General features: G+C 74.2%; 14 protein-coding genes and 1 riboswitch. Of the genes, 6 read left to right on the top strand and 8 right to left on the bottom strand.

Translation table 11 applies throughout. From position 1 onward, the window contains the following. Positions 1 to 34: 34 nt before the first annotated feature. From ACQUSR_RS31825 to ACQUSR_RS31805, 5 genes are read right to left on the bottom strand one after another with little or no spacing between them, the layout of a single operon-like run. Entirely contained in the window at positions 35 to 1,300 is a 1,266-nt protein-coding gene (locus ACQUSR_RS31825) for an MFS transporter (protein ID WP_431046567.1), read from the bottom strand. After that, a complete protein-coding gene (locus tag ACQUSR_RS31820) occupies positions 1,297 to 2,385 on the bottom strand; it encodes a dipeptide epimerase (RefSeq protein WP_431046565.1) in 1,089 nt (362 codons plus the stop codon). Before ACQUSR_RS31820 ends, ACQUSR_RS31825 begins: the two co-directional genes overlap by 4 nt. Beyond that, complete coding sequence (locus tag ACQUSR_RS31815; RefSeq protein ID WP_431046563.1) at positions 2,385 to 3,503, bottom strand: PLP-dependent cysteine synthase family protein; 1,119 nt, start codon at positions 3,501 to 3,503, stop codon at positions 2,385 to 2,387. Before ACQUSR_RS31815 ends, ACQUSR_RS31820 begins: the two co-directional genes overlap by 1 nt. Beyond that, positions 3,500 to 4,306 carry a Rossmann-like domain-containing protein gene (locus ACQUSR_RS31810; RefSeq protein ID WP_431046561.1) on the bottom strand — a complete coding sequence of 269 codons (807 nt, stop codon included), beginning with the start codon at positions 4,304 to 4,306 and terminating at the stop codon, positions 3,500 to 3,502. Before ACQUSR_RS31810 ends, ACQUSR_RS31815 begins: the two co-directional genes overlap by 4 nt. Further along, the gene (locus tag ACQUSR_RS31805) at positions 4,303 to 5,562 is read right to left on the bottom strand and encodes an ATP-grasp domain-containing protein (protein WP_431046558.1); all 1,260 of its coding nucleotides are present in this window, start codon (positions 5,560 to 5,562) and stop codon (positions 4,303 to 4,305) included. The genes ACQUSR_RS31810 and ACQUSR_RS31805 overlap by 4 nt, the downstream gene beginning before the upstream one ends. A 135-nt stretch (positions 5,563 to 5,697) precedes the next feature. Between ACQUSR_RS31805 and ACQUSR_RS31800 the strand changes: the two genes are divergently transcribed. Both ACQUSR_RS31800 and ACQUSR_RS31795 read left to right on the top strand, forming a co-directional pair. Continuing rightward, positions 5,698 to 7,209 (top strand): alpha/beta hydrolase, encoded by a 1,512-nt coding sequence (locus tag ACQUSR_RS31800; RefSeq protein ID WP_431046556.1) that lies wholly within the window; start codon positions 5,698 to 5,700, stop codon positions 7,207 to 7,209. A 151-nt stretch (positions 7,210 to 7,360) separates the two neighbouring features. Next, complete coding sequence (locus ACQUSR_RS31795) at positions 7,361 to 8,797, top strand: lipase maturation factor family protein (protein WP_431046554.1); 1,437 nt, start codon at positions 7,361 to 7,363, stop codon at positions 8,795 to 8,797. Between the two features lie 72 nt (positions 8,798 to 8,869). On the opposite strand, the gene ACQUSR_RS31790 is transcribed toward ACQUSR_RS31795, so the two are convergent. Then, positions 8,870 to 9,919, bottom strand: a complete 1,050-nt coding sequence (locus tag ACQUSR_RS31790; RefSeq protein ID WP_431046552.1) for a cation diffusion facilitator family transporter — start codon at positions 9,917 to 9,919, stop codon at positions 8,870 to 8,872. Positions 9,920 to 10,238: 319 nt separating this feature from the next. Here ACQUSR_RS31790 and ACQUSR_RS31785 point away from each other — a divergent pair, with 319 nt between their 5' ends. After that, positions 10,239 to 10,370, top strand: coding sequence for a hypothetical protein (locus tag ACQUSR_RS31785; RefSeq protein WP_431046550.1), 132 nt, complete (start codon positions 10,239 to 10,241; stop codon positions 10,368 to 10,370). 8 nt (positions 10,371 to 10,378) lie between these two features. On the opposite strand, the gene cobN is transcribed toward ACQUSR_RS31785, so the two are convergent. After that, entirely contained in the window at positions 10,379 to 14,050 is a 3,672-nt protein-coding gene (cobN, locus tag ACQUSR_RS31780; protein WP_431046548.1) for a cobaltochelatase subunit CobN, read from the bottom strand. 53 nt (positions 14,051 to 14,103) lie between these two features. Then, positions 14,104 to 14,182: riboswitch (cobalamin riboswitch) on the bottom strand. 67 nt (positions 14,183 to 14,249) lie between these two features. Here cobN and cobG point away from each other — a divergent pair. The 3 genes from cobG to cobJ all read left to right on the top strand — a co-directional run bounded on the left by cobG (position 14,250) and on the right by cobJ (position 17,916). Continuing rightward, on the top strand, positions 14,250 to 15,668 hold the full coding sequence (gene cobG, locus ACQUSR_RS31775) for a precorrin-3B synthase (protein WP_431046546.1): 1,419 nt from the start codon (positions 14,250 to 14,252) through the stop codon (positions 15,666 to 15,668). Continuing rightward, entirely contained in the window at positions 15,665 to 16,315 is a 651-nt protein-coding gene (locus tag ACQUSR_RS31770; protein WP_431046544.1) for a precorrin-8X methylmutase, read from the top strand. The genes cobG and ACQUSR_RS31770 overlap by 4 nt, the downstream gene beginning before the upstream one ends. Before the next feature lie 95 nt (positions 16,316 to 16,410). Next, a complete protein-coding gene (gene cobJ / locus ACQUSR_RS31765; RefSeq protein WP_431047968.1) occupies positions 16,411 to 17,916 on the top strand; it encodes a precorrin-3B C(17)-methyltransferase in 1,506 nt (501 codons plus the stop codon). A 316-nt stretch (positions 17,917 to 18,232) separates the two neighbouring features. Here the strand turns inward: cobJ and ACQUSR_RS31760 are convergent, their stop codons facing one another. Beyond that, on the bottom strand, positions 18,233 to 18,997 hold the full coding sequence (locus ACQUSR_RS31760; protein ID WP_431046542.1) for a cobalt-precorrin-6A reductase: 765 nt from the start codon (positions 18,995 to 18,997) through the stop codon (positions 18,233 to 18,235). Between the last annotated feature and the right edge of the window lie 349 nt (positions 18,998 to 19,346).

Raw genomic sequence — 19,346 nt, 5'->3', positions numbered from 1 at the left:
CCGTTCCTGTGGTTCCGGTCGGTCATGGGGCTCCTCACGCCGTCGCCGGTACGGGGGCGGGGGTACGGGTCGCCGGGAGGGCCCGCAGCCGGTGCAGCCAGGCGACCCCGGCGGCGGAGGCGAGCCCGAACCCGGCGCAGCACAGCCAGGGCAGCCACGTCGCGCCGCCGTGGTCGCCCGCGTCCATGGCCCAGCCGACGACGGTGTTGCCGACGGCGGCGGCGATACCCGAGACGACGTAGAAGATCCCGAAGTACGTGCCGGTGAGTTCGGCGCGCCCGAAGGCGGGGATGAGCTCCATCACGAACGGCTGGGCGATCATGGCGCCGACGTAGAGCAGAAGCGCTCCGGCGAGGACGGGCAGCAGGCGGAGCGCGGCGGCGCCGGTGCCGTCCGGTCCGCCGCTGCCGGCGGCGGTCAGCAGCGGCGGGAGGAACGCCAGCCCCATCAGGGCGAGTCCGCCGCCGATCCAGCGGGCGCGGCTGCCCCGCTCCTTCAACGCGCGCGTGACGCGCATCTGGAGGGCGAGGTTGGCGACGGTGCCGATGAGGAACACGAGCCCGGCCGCGCCGTCCCAGCCGGTGGCGCGGCGCGCGCCGTCGGGCAGCAGCAGGTACAGCTGGTTCTCCATGGTGAACATGCCGACCATGGCCAGGGAGAAGGCGAGGAACGCCCGGTTGCCGAGGACTTCGCGCCAGTCGCCGAGTACGCTGCCGGCGGCCGGGGGCACCTCGCGGGCGGGCAGGACGAGTGCCTGGGCGACGGTCAGCAGGGCGAAGATCCCGGCGGCGGTGAGCGCGGAGAGCCGGAAGTCCACCAGGAGCAGCGCGCTGCCGAGCAGCGGACCGACGAGGGCCCCGGTGGTGGCGAAGACGTTGAACAGGGCGAACGCCTCGGCCTTGCGGTCTCCGGCCTCCTGGGCGAGGTAGGCGCGGACGGCGGGGTTGAACAGGGCTCCGGCGAGGCCGCTGAGCACGGAGGCGGCGAGCAGCACCGGCAGCCCGTCGCCGAGGGCGAAGAGCGCGAAGCCGACGGTGCGGGTCGCGCAGCCGGCGATGATGACGCCGCGTGCGCCGAGCCGGTCGGCGGCCGAGCCGCCGACGATGAACAGGCCCTGCTGGCTGAGGTTGCGGACGCCGAGCACGATCCCGACGACCGCCGCGGACATTCCCAGGTCCTCGCCGAGGTGGGTGGCGAGATAGGGGATGAGCAGGTAGAAGCCGGTGTTGACGCCGAGCTGGTTGATCAGGAGGAGGCGGATGGCGAGCGGGAAGCCGCGCATCTCACGCCAGGTCTTCACGGTGTCGGTGCCTTTCCGGGGCGTGCGGGGTGGTGCTGGTGGGCGGCGTCGCTGAGCCGTACGCCGAGTCCGGCGCGGCCGTTCGCCCGTACGGTGCCGTCGGTGCCGCCGATGCCGGTCCACGGGTCGTGGGCGAGCAGCAGGTGTCCGTCCAGGTCGGCCCAGCGGGCGCGGCCGGCGAGGTGGACGGCGGGGGCGATGCCCAGCGAGCTGGCGGTGAGGCAGCCGAGCATCAGGTCGGTGCCGCTGCCCGCGAGGAGTTCGGCGATCCGCAGTGCGGCGTGGACGCCGCCGCACTTGGCGAGCTTGACGTTGATGCCGTGGACGCGCCCGGCCAGGCGGCGGGCGTCCTCGTAGTCCACCGCGTCCTCGTCGGCGATGACCGGCAGCGGGGAGCGTCCGGCGAGCTTGGCCAGCGTTTCGGGGTCGCCGGGGGCGGTGGGCTGCTCGACGGCCTCGACGCCGAGGTCGGCGAAGCGCGGGATCAGGATCTCGGCCTCGGCGGGGCTCCAGGCGCCGTTGGGGTCCAGCAGGAGCCGGACGTGTGGGGCGGCGTCGCGGATGGCGCGTACGCGGGCGAGATCGTCCTCGGGGTCGGGGGTGCCGGCCTTGACCTTGAGCAGGGTGAAACCGTTGTCGGCCAGGCAGCGGGCCTGGACGGCGGCGCGCGGCGCGGTGGTGATGCCGATGGTGCGGGCGGTCGCGGCGGCGGGGGCGGTGAAACCGCCGAGCAGTTGGTGGACGGCGCATCCGGCGCGCTTGCCGACGAGGTCGAGCAGTGCCGACTCGACGGCGGCGACGGCGGCGGGCGGGGTGCCGTCGGCGATCAGTTCGCCGTCGCGGAAAGCGGCCAGCGCCGTCTCCGGGTCGGGGATCCGGTCGAGTGCGGCCGCGGCGTCGCCCAGCAGCCTGGTCAGGGTCGCGGCGTCCAGACCGAAGTAGGCGCTGGCGACGGCCTCGCCGTTGCCGCGCAGGCCACCGTGGTCGACGGTGATCCAGACGGCGTCGCGGGCGGCCATGACGGAGCGGGATATCCGCAGCGGCTCGGTCAACTCCAGCCGTACGGTGCGCAGGGTGGTCTTCATCAGGTGGACTCCGGTCCGGTGTGGGGGTACGGCACCTCACCGCTGCTCAGCGGGTCGACGACCGTGGTGCAGCGGACCCAGCCGGTGGCCTCGGCGGCGTGCGGGTGCCGGATCTCCACCGGCCGGGTGGCGGCGCGCTCCGGGCCGATGCCATGGGCGGCGGTAAAGTCGTCGTCGTAGACGGTGCCGAGGTAGCGCTGGAGGCCGTCGGGGAAGACGGTGGCGACGACGGCGCCGGGGTGGACGCGGGCGGCCCAGGCCGAGACGAGCGCGACGGCGCCGGTGCTCCAGCCGCCGCTGACGAAGTTGTCGCGGGCCAGCCGGCGGCAGCAGTCGGCGGATTCGGCGGGCCCGACCCAGTGCACCTCGTCGAAGGCGCCGTAGGCGACGTTGCGCGGGTGGATGCTGCTGCCCAGGCCGCGCATCAGGCGGGGGCGGGCGGGCTGGCCGAAGATGGTCGAGCCGGTGGCGTCGACGCCGATGAGCCGCAGCGCGGGCCAGCGGCGGCGCAGCGGGGCGACGACGCCCGCGCTGTGGCCCCCGGTGCCGACGCTGCACACGAGGATGTCCAGGTGGTCGAGCTGGTGGGTGAGTTCGGTGGCGAGCGAGGCGTATCCGGCGACGTTGTCGGGGTTGTTGTACTGGTCGGGCCAGTAGGCGCCGGGGAGTTCGGCGAGCAGTGCGCGCAGCCGCGCCAGGCGTGCGGCCTGCCAGCCGCCGGCGGCGGCCGGGCGGTCGACGAGTTCGAGGCGGACGCCGTGGGCGCGCAGCAACCGCCGCATCGAGGGTTCGAGTTCGGCGTCGCCGACGAGGACGACGGGGTGGCCCAGGGCCTGTCCGGCGAAGGCGAGTCCGATGCCGAGGGTGCCGGAGGTGGACTCCACCACGGGCGCGCCGGAGCGCAGTTCGCCGCGCCGCCGGGCGCCGAGCAGCATGGAAACGGCGGCGCGCGCCTTCATGCCGCCGGCGCCGAGCCCTTCGAGTTTCGCCCAGAAGCCGGGCTGGGGGCAGGGCAGGTCGCAGCTGATCCGGGCGAGCGGGGTGCGGCCGAGGAGGGTGAGCAGGTCGGGGTTGGCGGTGGCGCGCGGCGAGGCGGCCGTCAGCGCGGTGACGGTCATCGGGCGTCTCCGTAGCGGTAGACGAATCCGGGGCCGCCGTCGAGCCAGAAGAAGGGGTAGGGCTCGGCGCAGACGGCGGTGACTCCGGCGCCGAGGAAGTGCGGCAGTACGGCGCTGCCGGTCTGGGCGAACATCACCAGCGGTTTGCCTTGCCGGTCGGCGTGCGCGCGCAGGGTCTCGAACGTGCCGTTGCCCAGGGTCATCCCGGAGGCGAGGACCGCGTCGCAGTGGGCGAGTTCGGCGGCGGTGTCGGTGCGGACCGGTTCGCCCCATTCGGTGGTGCCGCCCTTGAGGTCGCAGGGCACGTACCGCAGTCCGCGGGAGCGCAGCGCTTCGAGGAGGGAGTTGACGACGCCGACGACGAGGACGGTGCTGCCGGGCGGCAGGTCGAGCAGGCCGACGACGGCGCGGGCGCGGGCGCGGGACTTCTCCAGCGAGCTGCCGGCGGGCAGCGGCCAGGGCCGGGCGGCGCCGCCCGGGCGGGTGTGCGGGGTGGCGTGCATCAGGTAGGCGTCGAGGGCGGCGGTCCTGACGGGCGGCAGCGGGTGGTCGAGCAGGGTGGCGATGTCGGCGCCGACGCAGTCGTCGAGGGTGGTGGCGGGCAGTTCGCCGGGTTCGACGGCGCAGGAGCCGACGGCTTCGGCGAGCCGCAGGCTCAGCACCTCGTTGCGGTAGCCGCCGCCTCGGCCCTCGTGGCGTACGGCCTGGCTGGTGGTGAAGGCGACGGAGACGTGGGCCGCGGCCGGGTCGGGTCCGAGCGCGCCGGCGCGCACCCGGCGTATGAGGTCCTCGTAGGCGTTCATCGGCGCACCACACAGGGCCGCAGACCGGCTATGAGGGACTCGACGTGGGCGCGGGCCCGGTCGCCGCCGGCGGGGTCGGTGGCCATGACGTGGCCGAGGTATTCGTTGTTGCTGCCCGCGGCCTTGACGTGCGCGCCGGGCTCGGCGAGTTGCACCTCCAGGACGCCGGGGGCGCCGTCGAGGGCGTCGGTGCCGTCGATGCGGTCCAGTACGCCGGCGGTGGCGGGCACCAGGAAGCCGATGGCGGCGCTGCGTACGCCGGTCTGCCGTACCGTCAGGTCGGGTTCGCGGCCCAGCGCGACGTCCACGAAGGCGGCGGCGAGGTCGACGCCGGTGACGTGCCGGACGAGTTCGGTGATGCGGTTGCCGGCGGGCCGGGGGTTGACCTCGACCACGCGCGGGCCGCGGCTGGTGAGTTTGATCTCGGTGTGGGCGACGACGTCGTCCAGGCCGAGGGCGGTCAGCGCGGCCAGCGCGGTGTCGGCGGCCGCGGCCGCGTCGGCGCCGGTGAGCGCGGCGGGGAACATGTGGCCGGTCTCGATGAACGCCGGGGCGCCGCCGACGCTCTTGTCGGTCACGCCGACGACGTGCGCGGAGCCGCCGAACGAGACGGTCTCGACGCTCACTTCGGGGCCGTCAAGGAGTTCCTCGAGGAGCACCTGGGGTTCGCGCCGCTGGCCGCGCGCGTTGACGGGGAAGTCCGCGAGCGCCCGGTAGGCGGCGGACAGCGCGGCTTCGTCGTCGACGCGGCGTACGTACATTCCGGCGCACAGGTCGACCGGCTTCAGGACGAGGGGGTAGCCGATCTCGCGGGCGGCCGCGACGGTGGCCGCCCAGTCGGCGCAGACCGCGAAGCGCGGGCCGGGCACGCCCGCTTCGTCCAGGGCCCGGCGGGTGGCGTCCTTGCGGCAGGCGTCGGCGACGGCGTCGGGAGCCGGTCCCGGCAGGCCGAGGTACGCGGCGATGCGGGCGACGGCGGGCAGGTAGTAGTCGCAGGAGGTGAGGACGCCGTCGAAGCGCAGCACCTTGTGCAGCTCACCGATGCGGGGCAGCAGCGTGTCGAGGTCGTTGGTCTCGGCGGTGAGGACGTTGCGTGCGGAGAGCAGTGGATGGGCCGCTCCTTCAGGAGCCGAGCGCAGGTAGTGGTGCAGGTCGCGGGTGAGGAACGTGAACTCGTGACCGCTCTCGCGCAGCGCCCGCGGCAGCAGCCTGCTCATCGATCCGACCCAGCTTTCGACCATCAGCAGATGACCCACGACTCTCCTTCGTTTCGAAGCTTCGAAGCGTTGACGCTGTGCCCTTGTGCGGCTGGCGCCACGTGACAACATTAACGATAATCATTTTCATTGTCATCTGACTGGCCCGCACCTCCCCCTCCGATTGCGAGACCTGTGACCCCCACCACACGACGGGGCGCCCTGCTGTGCGCACTCGCCACCGGCGCGACCGTCCTCACACCCATGGCCCGGACCGCTCCGGCCGCCGCGTCCGCCCCCGCCATCGCCTTCGGCCCCTGCCCGGCGTCCGTCCCCGCTGCTCCCCCGCCGGACCGGGTGGAGTGCGGCACTCTGCGCGTCCCACTGGACCACCGGCACCCCGGCGGGCGGCACATCGACATCGCCGTCTCACGCGTCCCCGCCTCCGGGACCCCCGGCGAGCGCCGCGGCGTCCTGCTGGTCAACCCCGGGGGCCCGGGCGGCTCGGGGCTGCCGTACGCCGTCACCAAGCGCGCCAAGCTGCCCGCGAGCGTGCGCCGTTCCTATGACGTCATCGGCTTCGACCCCCGGGGCACCGGGCGCAGCGCGCCCGCGGACTGCGGGCCGATGGGCGGGCTGTTCGACAGCCCGGGCGCCGATCCGGTGCCGCGCGGCCGCGCCGCCGAGCGGGACCACCTCGCCGCGCTGCGCAGGATGGCCGCCGACTGCGCGGCCGCCACCGGCGACGCGCTGCCGCACCTGTCGACGGCGGAGACGGTCCACGACATGGACGCGATACGCACCGCCCTCGGCGAACCGCGGATCGCCTTTCTGGGCGTCTCCTACGGCAGTTACCTGGGCGCGGCGTACGCGGCCCGGTATCCGCGGCGGGTCGGCGCGATGGTGCTGGACAGCGTCGTCGGCCCGTGGGGCTGGTACGACTTCGATCTGCGGCAGAGCCGGGCGCTGCTGGCCCAGCGCGAGGTCCTCTTCGACTGGGTCGCCCGGCACCACGAGCGCTTCGGGCTCGGCGGCACGGCGGCCGCTGTCCGCGCCTCGTACCAGCGGGTGCGGGACGGCCTCGCGGACCGCCCGGTGGACGGCTTCGGCGCGGCGGGGTTCGACCGGGCGGTCTACCGGGCACTGGGCCGGACCGAGCGCTGGGCCCCGCTCGCGGAGGCCTTGCGCGCGTATCTCCGGGACGGCACCGTGACCGGGATGCGCCCGACCGCGCCGTTCGACGGCGCCGACTCGCGGACGTACGAGGCGGCCAACCGCGCGGTGAAGTGCGCCGACGGTCCGGGCCCGGACCCGGACCGGCTGCTGCCCGACATCCGCCGGCTGCGCCGGGCCGATCCGCAGCCGGTGCTCACCGGCGTCGAGGCGTCGGTGTGCGCCTTCTGGCCGCACCGGCCCGCGCGCCGCACCCCGCTGGGCGGCCCGGACGTGCCCCCGGTGCTGCTGATCGCCTCCGAGTACGACCCGGTCACCCCGGTCGAGGGGGCGCGGAAGCTGCGCCGCACGCTGCCCGGCTCGCGGCTGGTGACCTTGTACGACGACTACTCACACGGCGTGTTCGCCAGCCGGGGCAACGCCTGTGTGGACGCCGCCGCGGCGGCGTATCTGGTCGACGGGGCGGTGCCGGCGGCCGATGTGCGGTGCCAGGGCCCCGGGCTGCCGGTTCCGGAAGGCACCCCAGCCGGCTGAGGCACCCGGCGCGTGGATCCGGGCCCGGCCACGTCTGAGACCCGGCGCGTGGACCCGGGCGCGCTGCCGCGTGGATCCGTGTGAATGAACTTCCCTCCCGCCCCGTCGCACCGCGTCCCACCGGTGTGGCGGGGATGGTAGGCACCAGGGCATGGAGTGGTTCACGTCATCCGACTACTGGCTGAGCCGGCTGGTCTTCCAGCGGGGCCTGGCCGCCGTCTACGTGGTCGCCTTCGTCGCCGCGGCCCTCCAGTTCCGGGCGCTGATCGGGGAGCGGGGAATGCTGCCGGTGCCCGATTTCGTGAGCCGGACGCCGTTCCGCCGCTCCCCCAGCCTGTTCCATCTGCGGTACTCGGACCGCCTGTTCGCGGGCTGCGCGTGGCTGGGCGCGGCACTGGCCGCGGCCGTCGTGGCGGGCGCCGCCGACGCCGTGCCGCTGTGGGCCTCGATGCTGATGTGGACGGCGCTGTGGGCGCTGTACCAGTCGATCGTCAACGTCGGGCAGGTCTGGTACGCCTTCGGCTGGGAGTCGCTGCTGCTGGAGACGGGGTTCCTCGCGGTGTTCCTCGGCAACGACGAGGTCGCGCCGCCGGTGCTGGTGCTGTGGCTGCTGCGCTGGGTGCTGTTCCGCGTCGAGTTCGGCGCCGGGCTGATCAAGATGCGCGGCGACCGCTGCTGGCGCGATCTGACCTGTCTGTACTACCACCACGAGACCCAGCCGATGCCGGGCCCGCTGAGCTGGTTCTTCCACCGGATGCCGCGACCGCTGCACCGGGTCGAGACCGGCGCCAACCACGTCGCGCAGCTGGGCATGCCGCTGCTGCTGTTCACTCCGCAGCCGATCGCGAGTGTGGCGGCCGGGCTGATGGTCGTCACCCAGCTGTGGCTGGTGCTCTCCGGCAACTTCTCCTGGCTGAACTGGCTGACGATCCTGCTCGCCCTCTCCGCGGTCGACGGCCGCCGGGCCGCCGAGGTGCTGCCGCTGCCCGAGCCTCGGGAGCTGCCCGACGCCCCGGTCTGGTACGAGGTGCTGGTCCTCGCGCTCACCGCGTTCGTGCTCGTCCTCAGCTACTGGCCCGCCCGCAACCTCCTGTCGGGCCGTCAGCTGATGAACTACTCCTTCACCCCGCTCCATCTGGTCAACGCCTACGGCGCGTTCGGCAGCATCAGCCGCGCCAGGCAGGAGGTGGTGATCGAGGGCACCGACGACGTGTCGGTCACCGAGGACACGGTGTGGAAGGAGTACGAGTTCAAGGGCAAGCCCGGCGACGTGCGCCGGGTGCCGCGGCAGTTCGCCCCGTACCACCTGCGGCTGGACTGGCTGATGTGGTTCGCCGGGCTCTCCCCGGTCTACGCGAGCTCCTGGTTCGTACCGCTGGTCGCCCGGCTGCTGGAGAACGACCGGGCGACGCTGAAGCTGCTGCGGGTGAACCCCTTCCCCGGCGCTCCGCCGCGGTACGTCCGCGCGCGCGTCTACCTGTACCGGTTCACCACCTGGCGCGAGCTGCGCGCGACCGGCGCCTGGTGGCATCGCACGCTCATCCGCGACTTCCTGCCTCCGGTGCGGCGCGAGCACGCGTCCGGCTGACGCCGACGGCCCGTCAGCCCGGCTCCGGCGGCAGGTCGCTGGCGCCGGGCCGCGGGTGGGCGAAACCGCCGGTCAGTGAGGGTGTGCCGCCGAGCGGTGTACCGGGCCGTGTGCCGTCAGGCAGTGACCGGCCCGATCCCCCGGGCCGTGCTCCTCGGCGTCGGGGATGACGGTGCCGGGTGCGTGCTGCTCCGCCACCGGCGCCCGGTCGGGGACGTGGTCCACCTGCAACGTGGTGTGGGTGATGCCGTACTCCTCGCGCAGCACCTGCTCCAGCCGCTCGCGCACCGCGTGGCAGTCGCCGCCGGGCGCGACCAGCACATGGCAGGACAGCGACACCTCACCCGAGGTGATCTGCCAGACGTGCAGGTCGTGGACCTCGACCACCCGCGGGTCGGCGACCAGGCGGTCCCCCACCTCGTCCGGTTCGACTCCGGCGGGCGCGGCCTCCAGCAGGATCCGGCCGGAGGCGCGGACCAGGCGGACACCGGCGGTGACCATGAGGGCCACGACCACGAGCGAGGCGATGGCGTCGGCGCGGGCGAAGCCGGTGGTCAGGACGACCAGGCCGGAGAGCGCGGTGCCGATGAAGGCGTAGAGGTCGTTGAGGACGTGCTGGAAGGCGCCTTCGACGTTGAGGGAGGTGCGGTTGGCGCGCGACAGGCACCAGGCCGCCGCGAGGTTGACGGCCACGCCGGCAAGTCCGGTGCCCAGGACGAGGGCGCCGTTCACCTCCGGCGGGTCGATCAGCCTTTCCACCGACTCGTATCCGAGAAATGCGCCGAGCAGCAGCAGAGACAGGCCGTTCGCCTGCGCCGAGAGAATTTCCGCGCGTTTGAGCCCGTACGTGTAGCCGCCGGCCGCGGGCCGTGCGGACAGGCGGATCGCGACGAGCGCCAGCACGATGGCCGCCGCGTCGGTGAGCATGTGGGCGGCGTCGGAGAGGAGCGCCACCGACTGGGCGAGGATCCCAATGGCGGTCTCCACCACCATGAATCCGCAGATCAGCGCCAGTGCGAAGGCCAGCCAGCGGCGATCGGCCCCCGCCGTGACGCCATGTGAGTGGCCGTCGTGCGCGTGACCGCCGTGCCCCGCCCCGTGCGCATGCGTGTGCGCGCCCACCCCGAACTCCTCTCGCCATCACCGTCACAGCGAACGCAAGTGAACCGCATAACATCGGATTATCCAAAGGCTGCAATGGACACGGTTATCAATTGACGTCATATTCGACGGTGATTTCGGAAACCCTTTTCAGGTCGGGGTCGCCGAGATGTGCGAGGGGACGCCGGTCCGGGTGAGCCGTTCGCGCGGCCAGTGACCGCACCTTCCGACGGGGCGTTGGCCGAGTGTGGCAACCATGACGCAACGACGCCCCCTCGCGCAGCGAGGCCTGGCGCCGAGTACGACCCCGAACGCCGAAAGGGTTCGGTATACGGCGCACGTGCCCATCTACATGGCCCTGGTGGAGCGCTGGTCCTCGGCGGGTAAGACGGTGCCCGGGACCTACGACCAGGAGTGGGCCGACATCATGCGCCGTCCGGCCTGGCCGGACGGCGCATCGTTCCTCACGTAAGCGGCGGGTCAGCCGTCGCGGTCAGCGCTGTCCGCCTTCCCCTCGAGGTCTCCCTCGGTCTCCAGGTACAGCTCGCGGACCGCCGCCAGCACCTCGGCGTCCGGCTCGGCCCACATGCCGCGGCTCTCGGCCTCCAGCAGCCGCTCCGCCATGCCGTGCAGCGCCCAGGGGTTGGCCTGCTCCAGGAACTCCCGGTTCTGCGGGTCGAGCAGATAGGTCTGCGCGAGCTTGTCGTACATCCAGTCGGCGACCACGCCGGTGGTGGCGTCGTAGCCGAAGAGGTAGTCGACGGTCGCGGCGAGCTCGAAGGCGCCCTTGTAGCCGTGCCGGCGCATCGCCTCGATCCAGCGCGGATTGACCACCCGGGCCCGGAAGACGCGTGAGGTCTCCTCGTGCAGGGTGCGGGTGCGAACCGTCTCGGGACGGGTGCTGTCGCCGATGTACGCGGCCGGGGCGGTGCCCTTCAGCGCGCGCACGGCGGCCACCATGCCGCCGTGGTACTGGTAGTAGTCGTCCGAGTCGGCGATGTCGTGCTCGCGCGTGTCGGTGTTCTTGGCCGCCACGGCGATCCGCTTGTACGCGGTCTCCATCTCCGTGCGCGCCGGGCGCCCTTCGAGACCGCGGCCGTAGGCGTAGCCGCCCCAGACGGTGTAGACCTCGGCCAGGTCGGCGTCGGTGCGCCAGTCCCGGCTGTCGATCAGCTGGAGCAGACCCGCACCGTAGGTGCCGGGGCGGGAGCCGAAGATCCGTACGGTGGCGCGGCGCTCGTCGCCGTGCTCGGCGAGGTCGGCGCGGGTGTGCGCCCGTACGTGGTTGTCCGCGTCCGGCTCGTCCAGCGAGGCGGCGAGCCGGACGGCGTCGTCCAGCAGCCCCACCACATGCGGGAAGGCGTCGCGGAAGAAGCCGCTGATGCGCAGGGTGACATCGATCCGCGGCCGGCCGAGCTGGTCGAGCGGGATGGGCTCCAGGCCGGTGACGCGGCGGGAGGCGTCGTCCCACACCGGGCGGATGCCGAGCAGCGCGAGCGCCTCGGCCACGTCGTCCCCGGAGGTGCGCATCGCGCTCGTGCCCCACAGCGACAGGCCGACGGACTGGGGCCACTCGCCGTTGTCGGTGCGGTAGCGCTCCAGCAGGGAATCCGCCAGGGCCTGGCCCGTCTCCCAGGCGAGCCTGCTGGGCACCGCCTTGGGGTCGACGGAGTAGAAGTTGCGGCCGGTCGGCAGCACGTTGACCAGGCCGCGCAGCGGTGAACCCGACGGCCCGGCGGGGACGAAGCCGCCGCCCAGGGCGTGCACGGTGTGGTCGATCTCGTCGGTCGTGGCGGCGAGCCGCGGTACGACCTGGCGGGCGGCGAAGTCCAGGATCGCGGCGACGGCCTCGCGCTGCTCGCCGGGCAGGCCGCGGCAGACCTCGGCCACGGCCTCCGGCGCCCAGTCCGCGTCCTCCATCGCCTGCACCAGTGCGCGGGCCCGCTCCTCGGCGTCGTCCGCGCCGGTGCGGGTGGCCGCCGACTCGTCCAGGCCGAGGGCCTCGCGCAGGCCGGGCAGGGCGGACGTGCCGCCCCAGATCTGCCGGGCGCGCAGGATCGCGAGGACGAGGTTGACGCGCTCGGGGCCGGCCGGGGCACCGCCGAGGACATGCAGACCGTCGCGGATCTGGGCGTCCTTGACCTCGCACAGCCAGCCGTCGACGTGCAGCAGGAAGTCGTCGAAGCCGTCGTCGTCCGGCCGGTCGTCCATGCCGAGGTCGTGGTCCAGCTTGGCGGCCTGGATCAGGGTCCAGATCTGGGCGCGGATGGCGGGCAGCTTGGCCGGGTCCATCGCGGAGATCGACGCGTACTCGTCCAGCAGCTGCTCCAGGCGCGCGATGTCGCCGTAGGAGTCGGCGCGGGCCATCGGCGGTACGAGGTGGTCGACCAGGGTGGCGTGGACGCGGCGCTTGGCCTGGGTGCCCTCGCCCGGGTCGTTGACCAGGAACGGGTAGACCAGCGGCAGGTCACCGAGCGCGGCGTCCGGGCCGCAGGCGGCGGACAGGCCCGCGTTCTTGCCGGGCAGCCACTCCAGGTTGCCGTGCTTCCCCAGGTGGATCATGGCATCGGCACCGAAACCGCCGTCGGCCCGCGGGGTGGCGATCCAGCGGTACGCGGCCAGGTAGTGGTGGGACGGCGGCAGGTCCGGGTCGTGGTAGATCGCGATGGGGTTCTCGCCGAAGCCGCGCGGCGGCTGGATGAGGACCAGGAGGTTGCCGAAGCGCAGCGCGGCCAGCACGATGTCGCCGTCGGGGTTACTGCTCTTGTCGACGAACATCTCGCCCGGCGGCGGGCCCCAGTGCTCCTCGACCGCGTCCCGAAGCTCCTTGGGCAGCTGCCCGTACCACCGGCGGTAGTCGGCCGCCGGGATGCGCACCGGGTTGCGGGCGAGCTGCTCCTCGGTGAGCCACTCCTGGTCGTGGCCGCCCGCCTCGATCAGGGCGTAGATCAGCTCGTCGCCGTCGCCGGACGCCAGTCCTGGCACGGGCTCGGTCCCGAAGTCGTAGCCCTCCGCCTGGAGTCGGCGCAGCAGCGCGACGGCGCTGGCCGGGGTGTCCAGGCCGACGGCGTTGCCGATCCGGGAGTGCTTGGTGGGGTACGCGGACAGCACGAGGGCGAGCCGCTTGTCCGCCGGGGCGATGTGCCGCAGCCGGGCGTGTCGTACCGCGATTCCGGCGACACGCGCGGCGCGCTCGGGGTCGGCGACGTACACCGGCAGCCCGTCCGCGTCGACCTCCTTGAAGGAGAACGGCACGGTGATGAGACGCCCGTCGAACTCGGGGACCGCGACCTGGGTGGCGGCGTCCAGCGGGGAGAGCCCTTCGTCGTTCTCCTCCCACGCGGTACGGGGGCCGGTCAGGCACAGCGCCTGGAGGACGGGGACGTCGAGGGCGGCGAGGGCGCCCGCGTCCCAGGACTCGTCGTCGCCGCCGGCGGACGCGTCGGCGGGCCGGGTACCGCCCGCGGCGAGGACCGTGGTGACGACGGCGTCGGCCGTGCGCAGTTCGTCGATCAGCCCGGACTCGGGGGCGCGCAGCGAGGCGACGAACAGCGGCATGGCGCGGGCGCCCGCCTGCTCGACGGCCCGGCACAGCGCCTCGACGAAGGCGGTGTTGCCGCTCATGTGGTGGGCGCGGTAATAGAGCACGGCGATGGTCGGGCCGTCCTGCGTACCCGGCGCGTGGGCGCGGTCCAGCGGGCCCCAGGAGGGCGCGGGCGCGGGCGGCTCGAAGCCATGGCCGGTCAGCAGCACGGTGTCGGACAGGAAGCGGCCGAGCTGCTCGAGGTTGGCGGGGCCGCCGTGAGCCAGATAGGCGTGGGCCTCGGCGGCGATGCCCACGGGCACGGTGGACGCCTCCATGAGCTGGGCGTCGGGGGCCTGTTCGCCGGTGAGGACGACGACGGGGCGGGGCCCGGCGAGGAGGAGGTCGAGCCCTTCCTGCCAGGCGCGCAGGCCCCCGAGGAGGCGGACGACCACCAGGTCGGTGCCGTCGAGGAGGCCGGGCAGGTCGTCCAGGTGGAGGCGCGCGGGGTTGGCGAGCCGGAACGAGACGGGCCCCTCTGCGGCGCGGGCGCTCAGCAGGTCGGTGTCGGAGGTCGACAGCAGCAGGACTCGGGTGGGCTGGGGGCGCTCCCCGGACGAATGCAGCATGCGGCAGCAGGCCTTCCTCGGGGTCCGCGCCCCGGGCGGTGGGAGGACGGCGGGAGTTCCTGGCTCACTCGGCCGCGGTGTGCTGCCGTGCTCACAGTGGCGGGACCGCGCCGGACTCTCACCGGCTTCCTCCCCTGGCGCCGTCGCTGGCGTCCGGCGGACCGGGTCGGTCCGCCGAGCAGCATAGTAAAGGCTGATCATGCGAGCGGGGCAGGCGGCCGATGTGATGGTCGGTATGCTCGCCGCCATGCCGCTCACCCCCGAAACCAGCCCAACCCGGGCCGAACCACCCCCTCGTGGGCGTGGCGACGCCTGTCCCGGGGCGTTGCGACTGCACGAGGCGGACGACGGCGCACTGGCGCGCGTCCGGTTGCCCGCCGGATTGCTGACGACCCATCAGGCCGCCGCACTCGCGCGCGCCGCCGAAGAGCTCGGGGACGGGCGGCTGGATCTCACCTCGCGCGGCAACGTCCAGTTGCGGGGATTGGGTTCGGACTGCGGCGGCGCGCTCGCGGACCGGCTGCGGGGGGCCGGGCTGCTGCCGTCGGACCGGCACGAGCGGGCCCGCAACGTGGTCGCCTCACCGCTGGCGGGGCTGGACGGCGGGGGGTACGCGGATGTGCAGCGGTGGGCGCGGCGGCTGGATGAACTCCTGTGCACGGAACCAGACACAGCGTCTCTTTCCGGGCGATTCCTGTTCGCGGTGGACGACGGGCGCGGCGATGTGGCGGCGCTGGATGCCGATGTGACATTGATCGCACGCGTCGGCGGCGATGCCGTGTTGCGGGTCGGCGGCGCCGAGGGCGACGGCGCGGCGGCGTGTCGCGGGCTCCTGGTACGCGCCGAGGACGCGCCGGGCGCCGCCGTGCTGGCCGCGCTGGAGTTCCTCGCGGCCGTACGGGACAGCGGCACACGGGCCTGGCGGGTGCGCGAACTTCCCGCGCCGTACGCGGTGTCGGCGCGGCGGCTCGCGGGGCGACTCGCGGAGGCGGGGATCACGGCTACCGCCCTCGCCTCGCCGTGCCCGCTCGGCACCGGGAACGCGGAGGCGGCGCGGCCCGTGCCCGGACTCGTCAGCGGGCCGGAGGGGCGGTGTGCCCTGTCCGTCCTCGCGCCACTGGGCAGGCTGACCGCCGAGCAGTGGCGCCTGCTCACCGCGACCGCCGCCCGGGAGGGCGCGGGTGAACTGCGTGTGACACCCTGGCGCGGCGTGGTGATCCCGGGCGTGTCGGCCGCGAGCGGCCGTGAGCTGGTGGCCGCTTTGGCGGACGCCGGACTCGTCACCGACCGGAACTCGCCGTGGTACGGCGTCGGGGCGTGTACGGGACGGCCCGGCTGCGCCAAGTCGCTGGCCGATGTGCGGGCGGACGCCGGGCAGGCGGCACGGGCCGTGCGCACCGTGCCGGGAGCGGCGGCGCACGCGCTGCCCGTGTACTGGTCGGGGTGCGAGCGGCGGTGCGGCCACCCCGGCGGCCGGTGGGTCGACGTGCTGGCCACCGGCGACGGCTACCGGGTGGCGGCGCGCGGCACGGGCGCACCGGAGACGGAGCGCGCGGTGTGGGCGGTAACAGCGGAACAGGCGGCCGACGCGGTGGCGGCGGCACGCGGAACGACATGATCGAGGACACAGTGTTCGACTACGAGAAGGACGGCGCGGAGATCTACCGCCAGTCCTTTGCCACCATCCGCGCCGAGGCGGATCTCGCCGGGCTCCCCGCCGACGTCAGCCAGGTCGCGGTGCGGATGATCCACGCCTGCGGGATGGTCGATCTCGTACGGGATCTCGGGTACACGCCCGAGGTGGTCTCCCGCGCCCGCGCCGCGCTGCGCGCCGGCGCGCCCATCCTGTGTGACGCGCAGATGGTCGCCAGCGGTGTGACACGCCGGCGACTGCCCGCGGACAACGACGTGGTGTGCACCCTGTCCGACCCGTCGGTCCCGGACCTGGCCGCCCGGATGGGTACCACGCGCTCCGCCGCGGCGCTGGAGCTGTGGCGGGACCGGCTGGACGGCGCGGTCGTGGCCGTCGGCAACGCGCCCACGGCGCTGTTCCGGCTGCTGGAGATGATCGAAGAGGGCGGAGCGGGCGCGCCGCGCCCGGCCGCGGTCATCGGTGTGCCGGTCGGGTTCATCGGCGCGGCGGAGTCCAAGGACGCGCTGGCCGGCCATCCGGCGGGGCTCGACCACCTGGTGGTGCGCGGGCGGCGGGGCGGCAGCGCCATGGCCGCGGCCGCGATCAACGCGATTGCGAGCGAGGAAGAGTGAGCGAGCAGCAGGCGACGAGTGGCGGAGCCACCGGCAACAGCGGGGCCACAGGACGGCTGTACGGTGTGGGGCTCGGCCCCGGGGACCCGTCCCTGATGACCGTTCGGGCCGTGGAGGTCATCGCCGAGGCCGATGTGGTCGCGTACCACAGCGCCCGGCACGGCCGCAGCATCGCGCGCTCCATCGCCGAGCGGCATCTGCGCCCGGACCACATCGAGGAGCGCCTGGTCTACCCGGTGACCACGGAGACCACCGACCACCCGGGCGGTTACCGGGGCGCGATGGAGGAGTTCTACGCGGAGGCCGCCGCCCGGCTGGCCGCGCACCTGGACGCGGGGCGTACGGTCGCGGTGCTCGCCGAGGGCGATCCGCTCTTCTACGGCTCGTACATGCACATGCACAAGCGGCTCGCCGACCGCTACCCCACCGAGGTGGTCCCCGGTGTCACCTCGGTGAGCGCGGCGGCGGCCCGGCTGGGCAAGCCGCTGGTGGAGGGCGAGGAGGTGCTGACCATCCTTCCGGGCACCCTCCCGGAGGAGGAGTTGGCGGCGCGGCTGATGGCCACGGACGCGGCGGCCGTGATGAAGCTCGGCCGGACCTTCCCGACGGTACGGGCGGCGCTGGAGCGGTCGGGCCGGCTCGCGGACGCGCACTATGTGGAGCGCGCCACGATGGACGCGGAGCGCACCGCGCCGCTGGCCGAGGTCGACCCGGAGTCGGTGCCGTACTTCTCGATGGCGGTGCTGCCGAGCCGGGTGGAGCTGGCCGACCGGGTGGAGCTGGCCGACCAGATGGAGGTCCCCGGCCAGGTGGAACTCTCCGGCCAGGTCGACGCCACGCCCGAGGCGGCGCGCGGCGAGGTCGTGGTGGTCGGACTGGGCCCGGCGGGTCCGCTGTGGCTGACGCCGGAGGCGCGCGGCGAACTGGCCGCGGCCGAGGACCTGGTGGGCTACACCACGTACCTGAACCGGGTGCCGATGCGGCCGGGGCAGCAGCGGCACGCCTCCGACAACAAGGTGGAGGCCGAACGCGCCGAGTTCGCCCTGGACCTGGCGCGGCGCGGCCGGCGTGTCGCGGTGGTGTCGTCCGGTGACCCCGGCGTGTTCGCCATGGCGACCGCCGTGCTGGAGGCCGCGTCGGAGGACCCGTACCGGGAGGTGCCGGTGCGGGTGCTGCCCGGGATGACGGCCGCGCACGCCGCCGCCTCGCGCGTCGGTGCGCCGCTGGGCCACGACTACGCGGTCATCTCGCTCTCCGACCGGCTCAAGCCGTGGGAGGTGATCGCGGAGCGGCTGTCCGCGGCGGCCGCGGCGGACCTGGTGCTGGCGCTGTACAACCCCGGTTCGCGCAGCCGGATCTGGCAGGTGGGCAAGGCGCGCGAGCTGCTGCTGGCGCACCGTACGCCCGACACGCCGGTCGTGCTGGGCCGGGACATCGGCGGTCCGGAGGAGAGCGTGCGGATCGTGTCGCTGGCCGATCTGGATCCGGCGCAGGTGGACATGCGGACGATTCTGCTGGTGGGGTCGTCGCAGACCAGGACGGTACGGCGTGGCGACGGGACGCGGATCGTGTGGACGCCGCGCCGGTATCCGGAGCGGTGACACCTCCCGGCGAGGGGCCGTGGAGTGCGAGCCGCGCGGTGCGGGGTGGCGCCTTCGGCGGGTCGGTGGGCTGGGTCCCCTCCGGGGCTCCCCGGCGCGACCTTCCCCAGCACGGCCGCTGGGGGCGCCCCAGAGGTGCCCCCACTCGTGCGGTGACCCTATTGGTGGTCGCGGGGTGGGCCGGTCACTGCTTCACCTCCTGCGGGGAGCGCCTGTGGGTGTCCCCTCCCTCCCCCAGCTGACTCCCCCGAACTCCGTCCGGGGGCGCCCCCAGGGTGCCCCCGGTCCGGCGGCCGGCGGCCGGCGGCCCGCGGTGTCAGGCCGGCGTGCGGTGCAGCCAAGTGACCGCCTGAGCCGGGTCCTCGGCCACCGGTACCCCTGCCGGGACCGGCGGTCGGCGGACCACCACCACCGGCAGCCCCGCCGCGCGGGCCGCGGCCAGCTTGGCGGCCGTGGCCGCGCCCCCGCTGTCCTTGGTCACCAGGACGTCGACGCGGTGGCGGCGCAGCAGCTCGGTCTCCCCTTCGAGGGTGAACGGGCCGCGGTCCAGCAGCACCTCCATACGCGGCGGGAACGGTGGCTCCGGGGCGTCCACGGACCGGACCAGGAACCACAGGTCGGCCAGGTGCGCGAAGGCCGCGAGCCCCATGCGGCCGGTGGTGAGGAAGATCCGCTCGCCCAGCGCGGGCAGCGACGCGGCCGCCTCGGCCAGCGAGCCGACCGTGTGCCACCGGTCGCCGGGCCCGGCCACCCAGCCGGGGCGGCGCAGCGCGAGCAGGGGAACATGGACCGTGGCGGCCGCCTGGGCCGCGTGGAAACTGATCGTTCCGGCGAAAGGATGGGTGGCGTCGATGAGCGCGTCCACCTGGTGCTCGCGCAGCCAGCGGGCCAAGCCCTCGGGGCCCCCGAACCCGCCGACGCGCACCTGCCCGGCGGGCAGTCGCGGTTCGGCGACCCGGCCCGCGAGGGAACTGGTGACGCGCAGCGCCGGGTCGGCGGCGAGCTCCGCCGCCAGCCGCCGGGCTTCGGTGGTGCCGCCCAGGATGAGCACATGGCGGGGCCTGGTCGCGGCGTCGGTCATCTCGAACCTCTCGTGGTGCGGGTCCCGGCCCGGGCCGGTCGGCGTGTCGCGGTGCGCGGCGGCCCGGCCCGGCGTACGGGCTCGCTGCGCGGCGGCGCCGTCCGGCGCCCGGACGCGGTGCGCGACACGGCTGGATCATGCCAGGGCCCGGCACACGTCCGGGACACCGGGCGGCGGGTACGCGTGCGTGGGTGCGTCGGCGGTCGGCGGTGACACGCGCGAAGCGGCCAACGTGCGAGGCGGCCCGTACGCGGACGCCTCTCCCGACAGCCCGTACCGGTACCCGGATGCCTCTGCGAGCCGCGGGTGCGCGTGCGTGGGAGCGGCAGCGGACGACACGCGCGGGCCG

It is taken from the genome of Streptomyces sp. P1-3 (genome assembly GCF_050613155.1).
Classification (GTDB): domain Bacteria; phylum Actinomycetota; class Actinomycetes; order Streptomycetales; family Streptomycetaceae; genus Streptomyces.
Note: the sequence above shows the minus strand (reverse complement) of the source record. Positions and strands in the feature narration are given on the sequence as shown.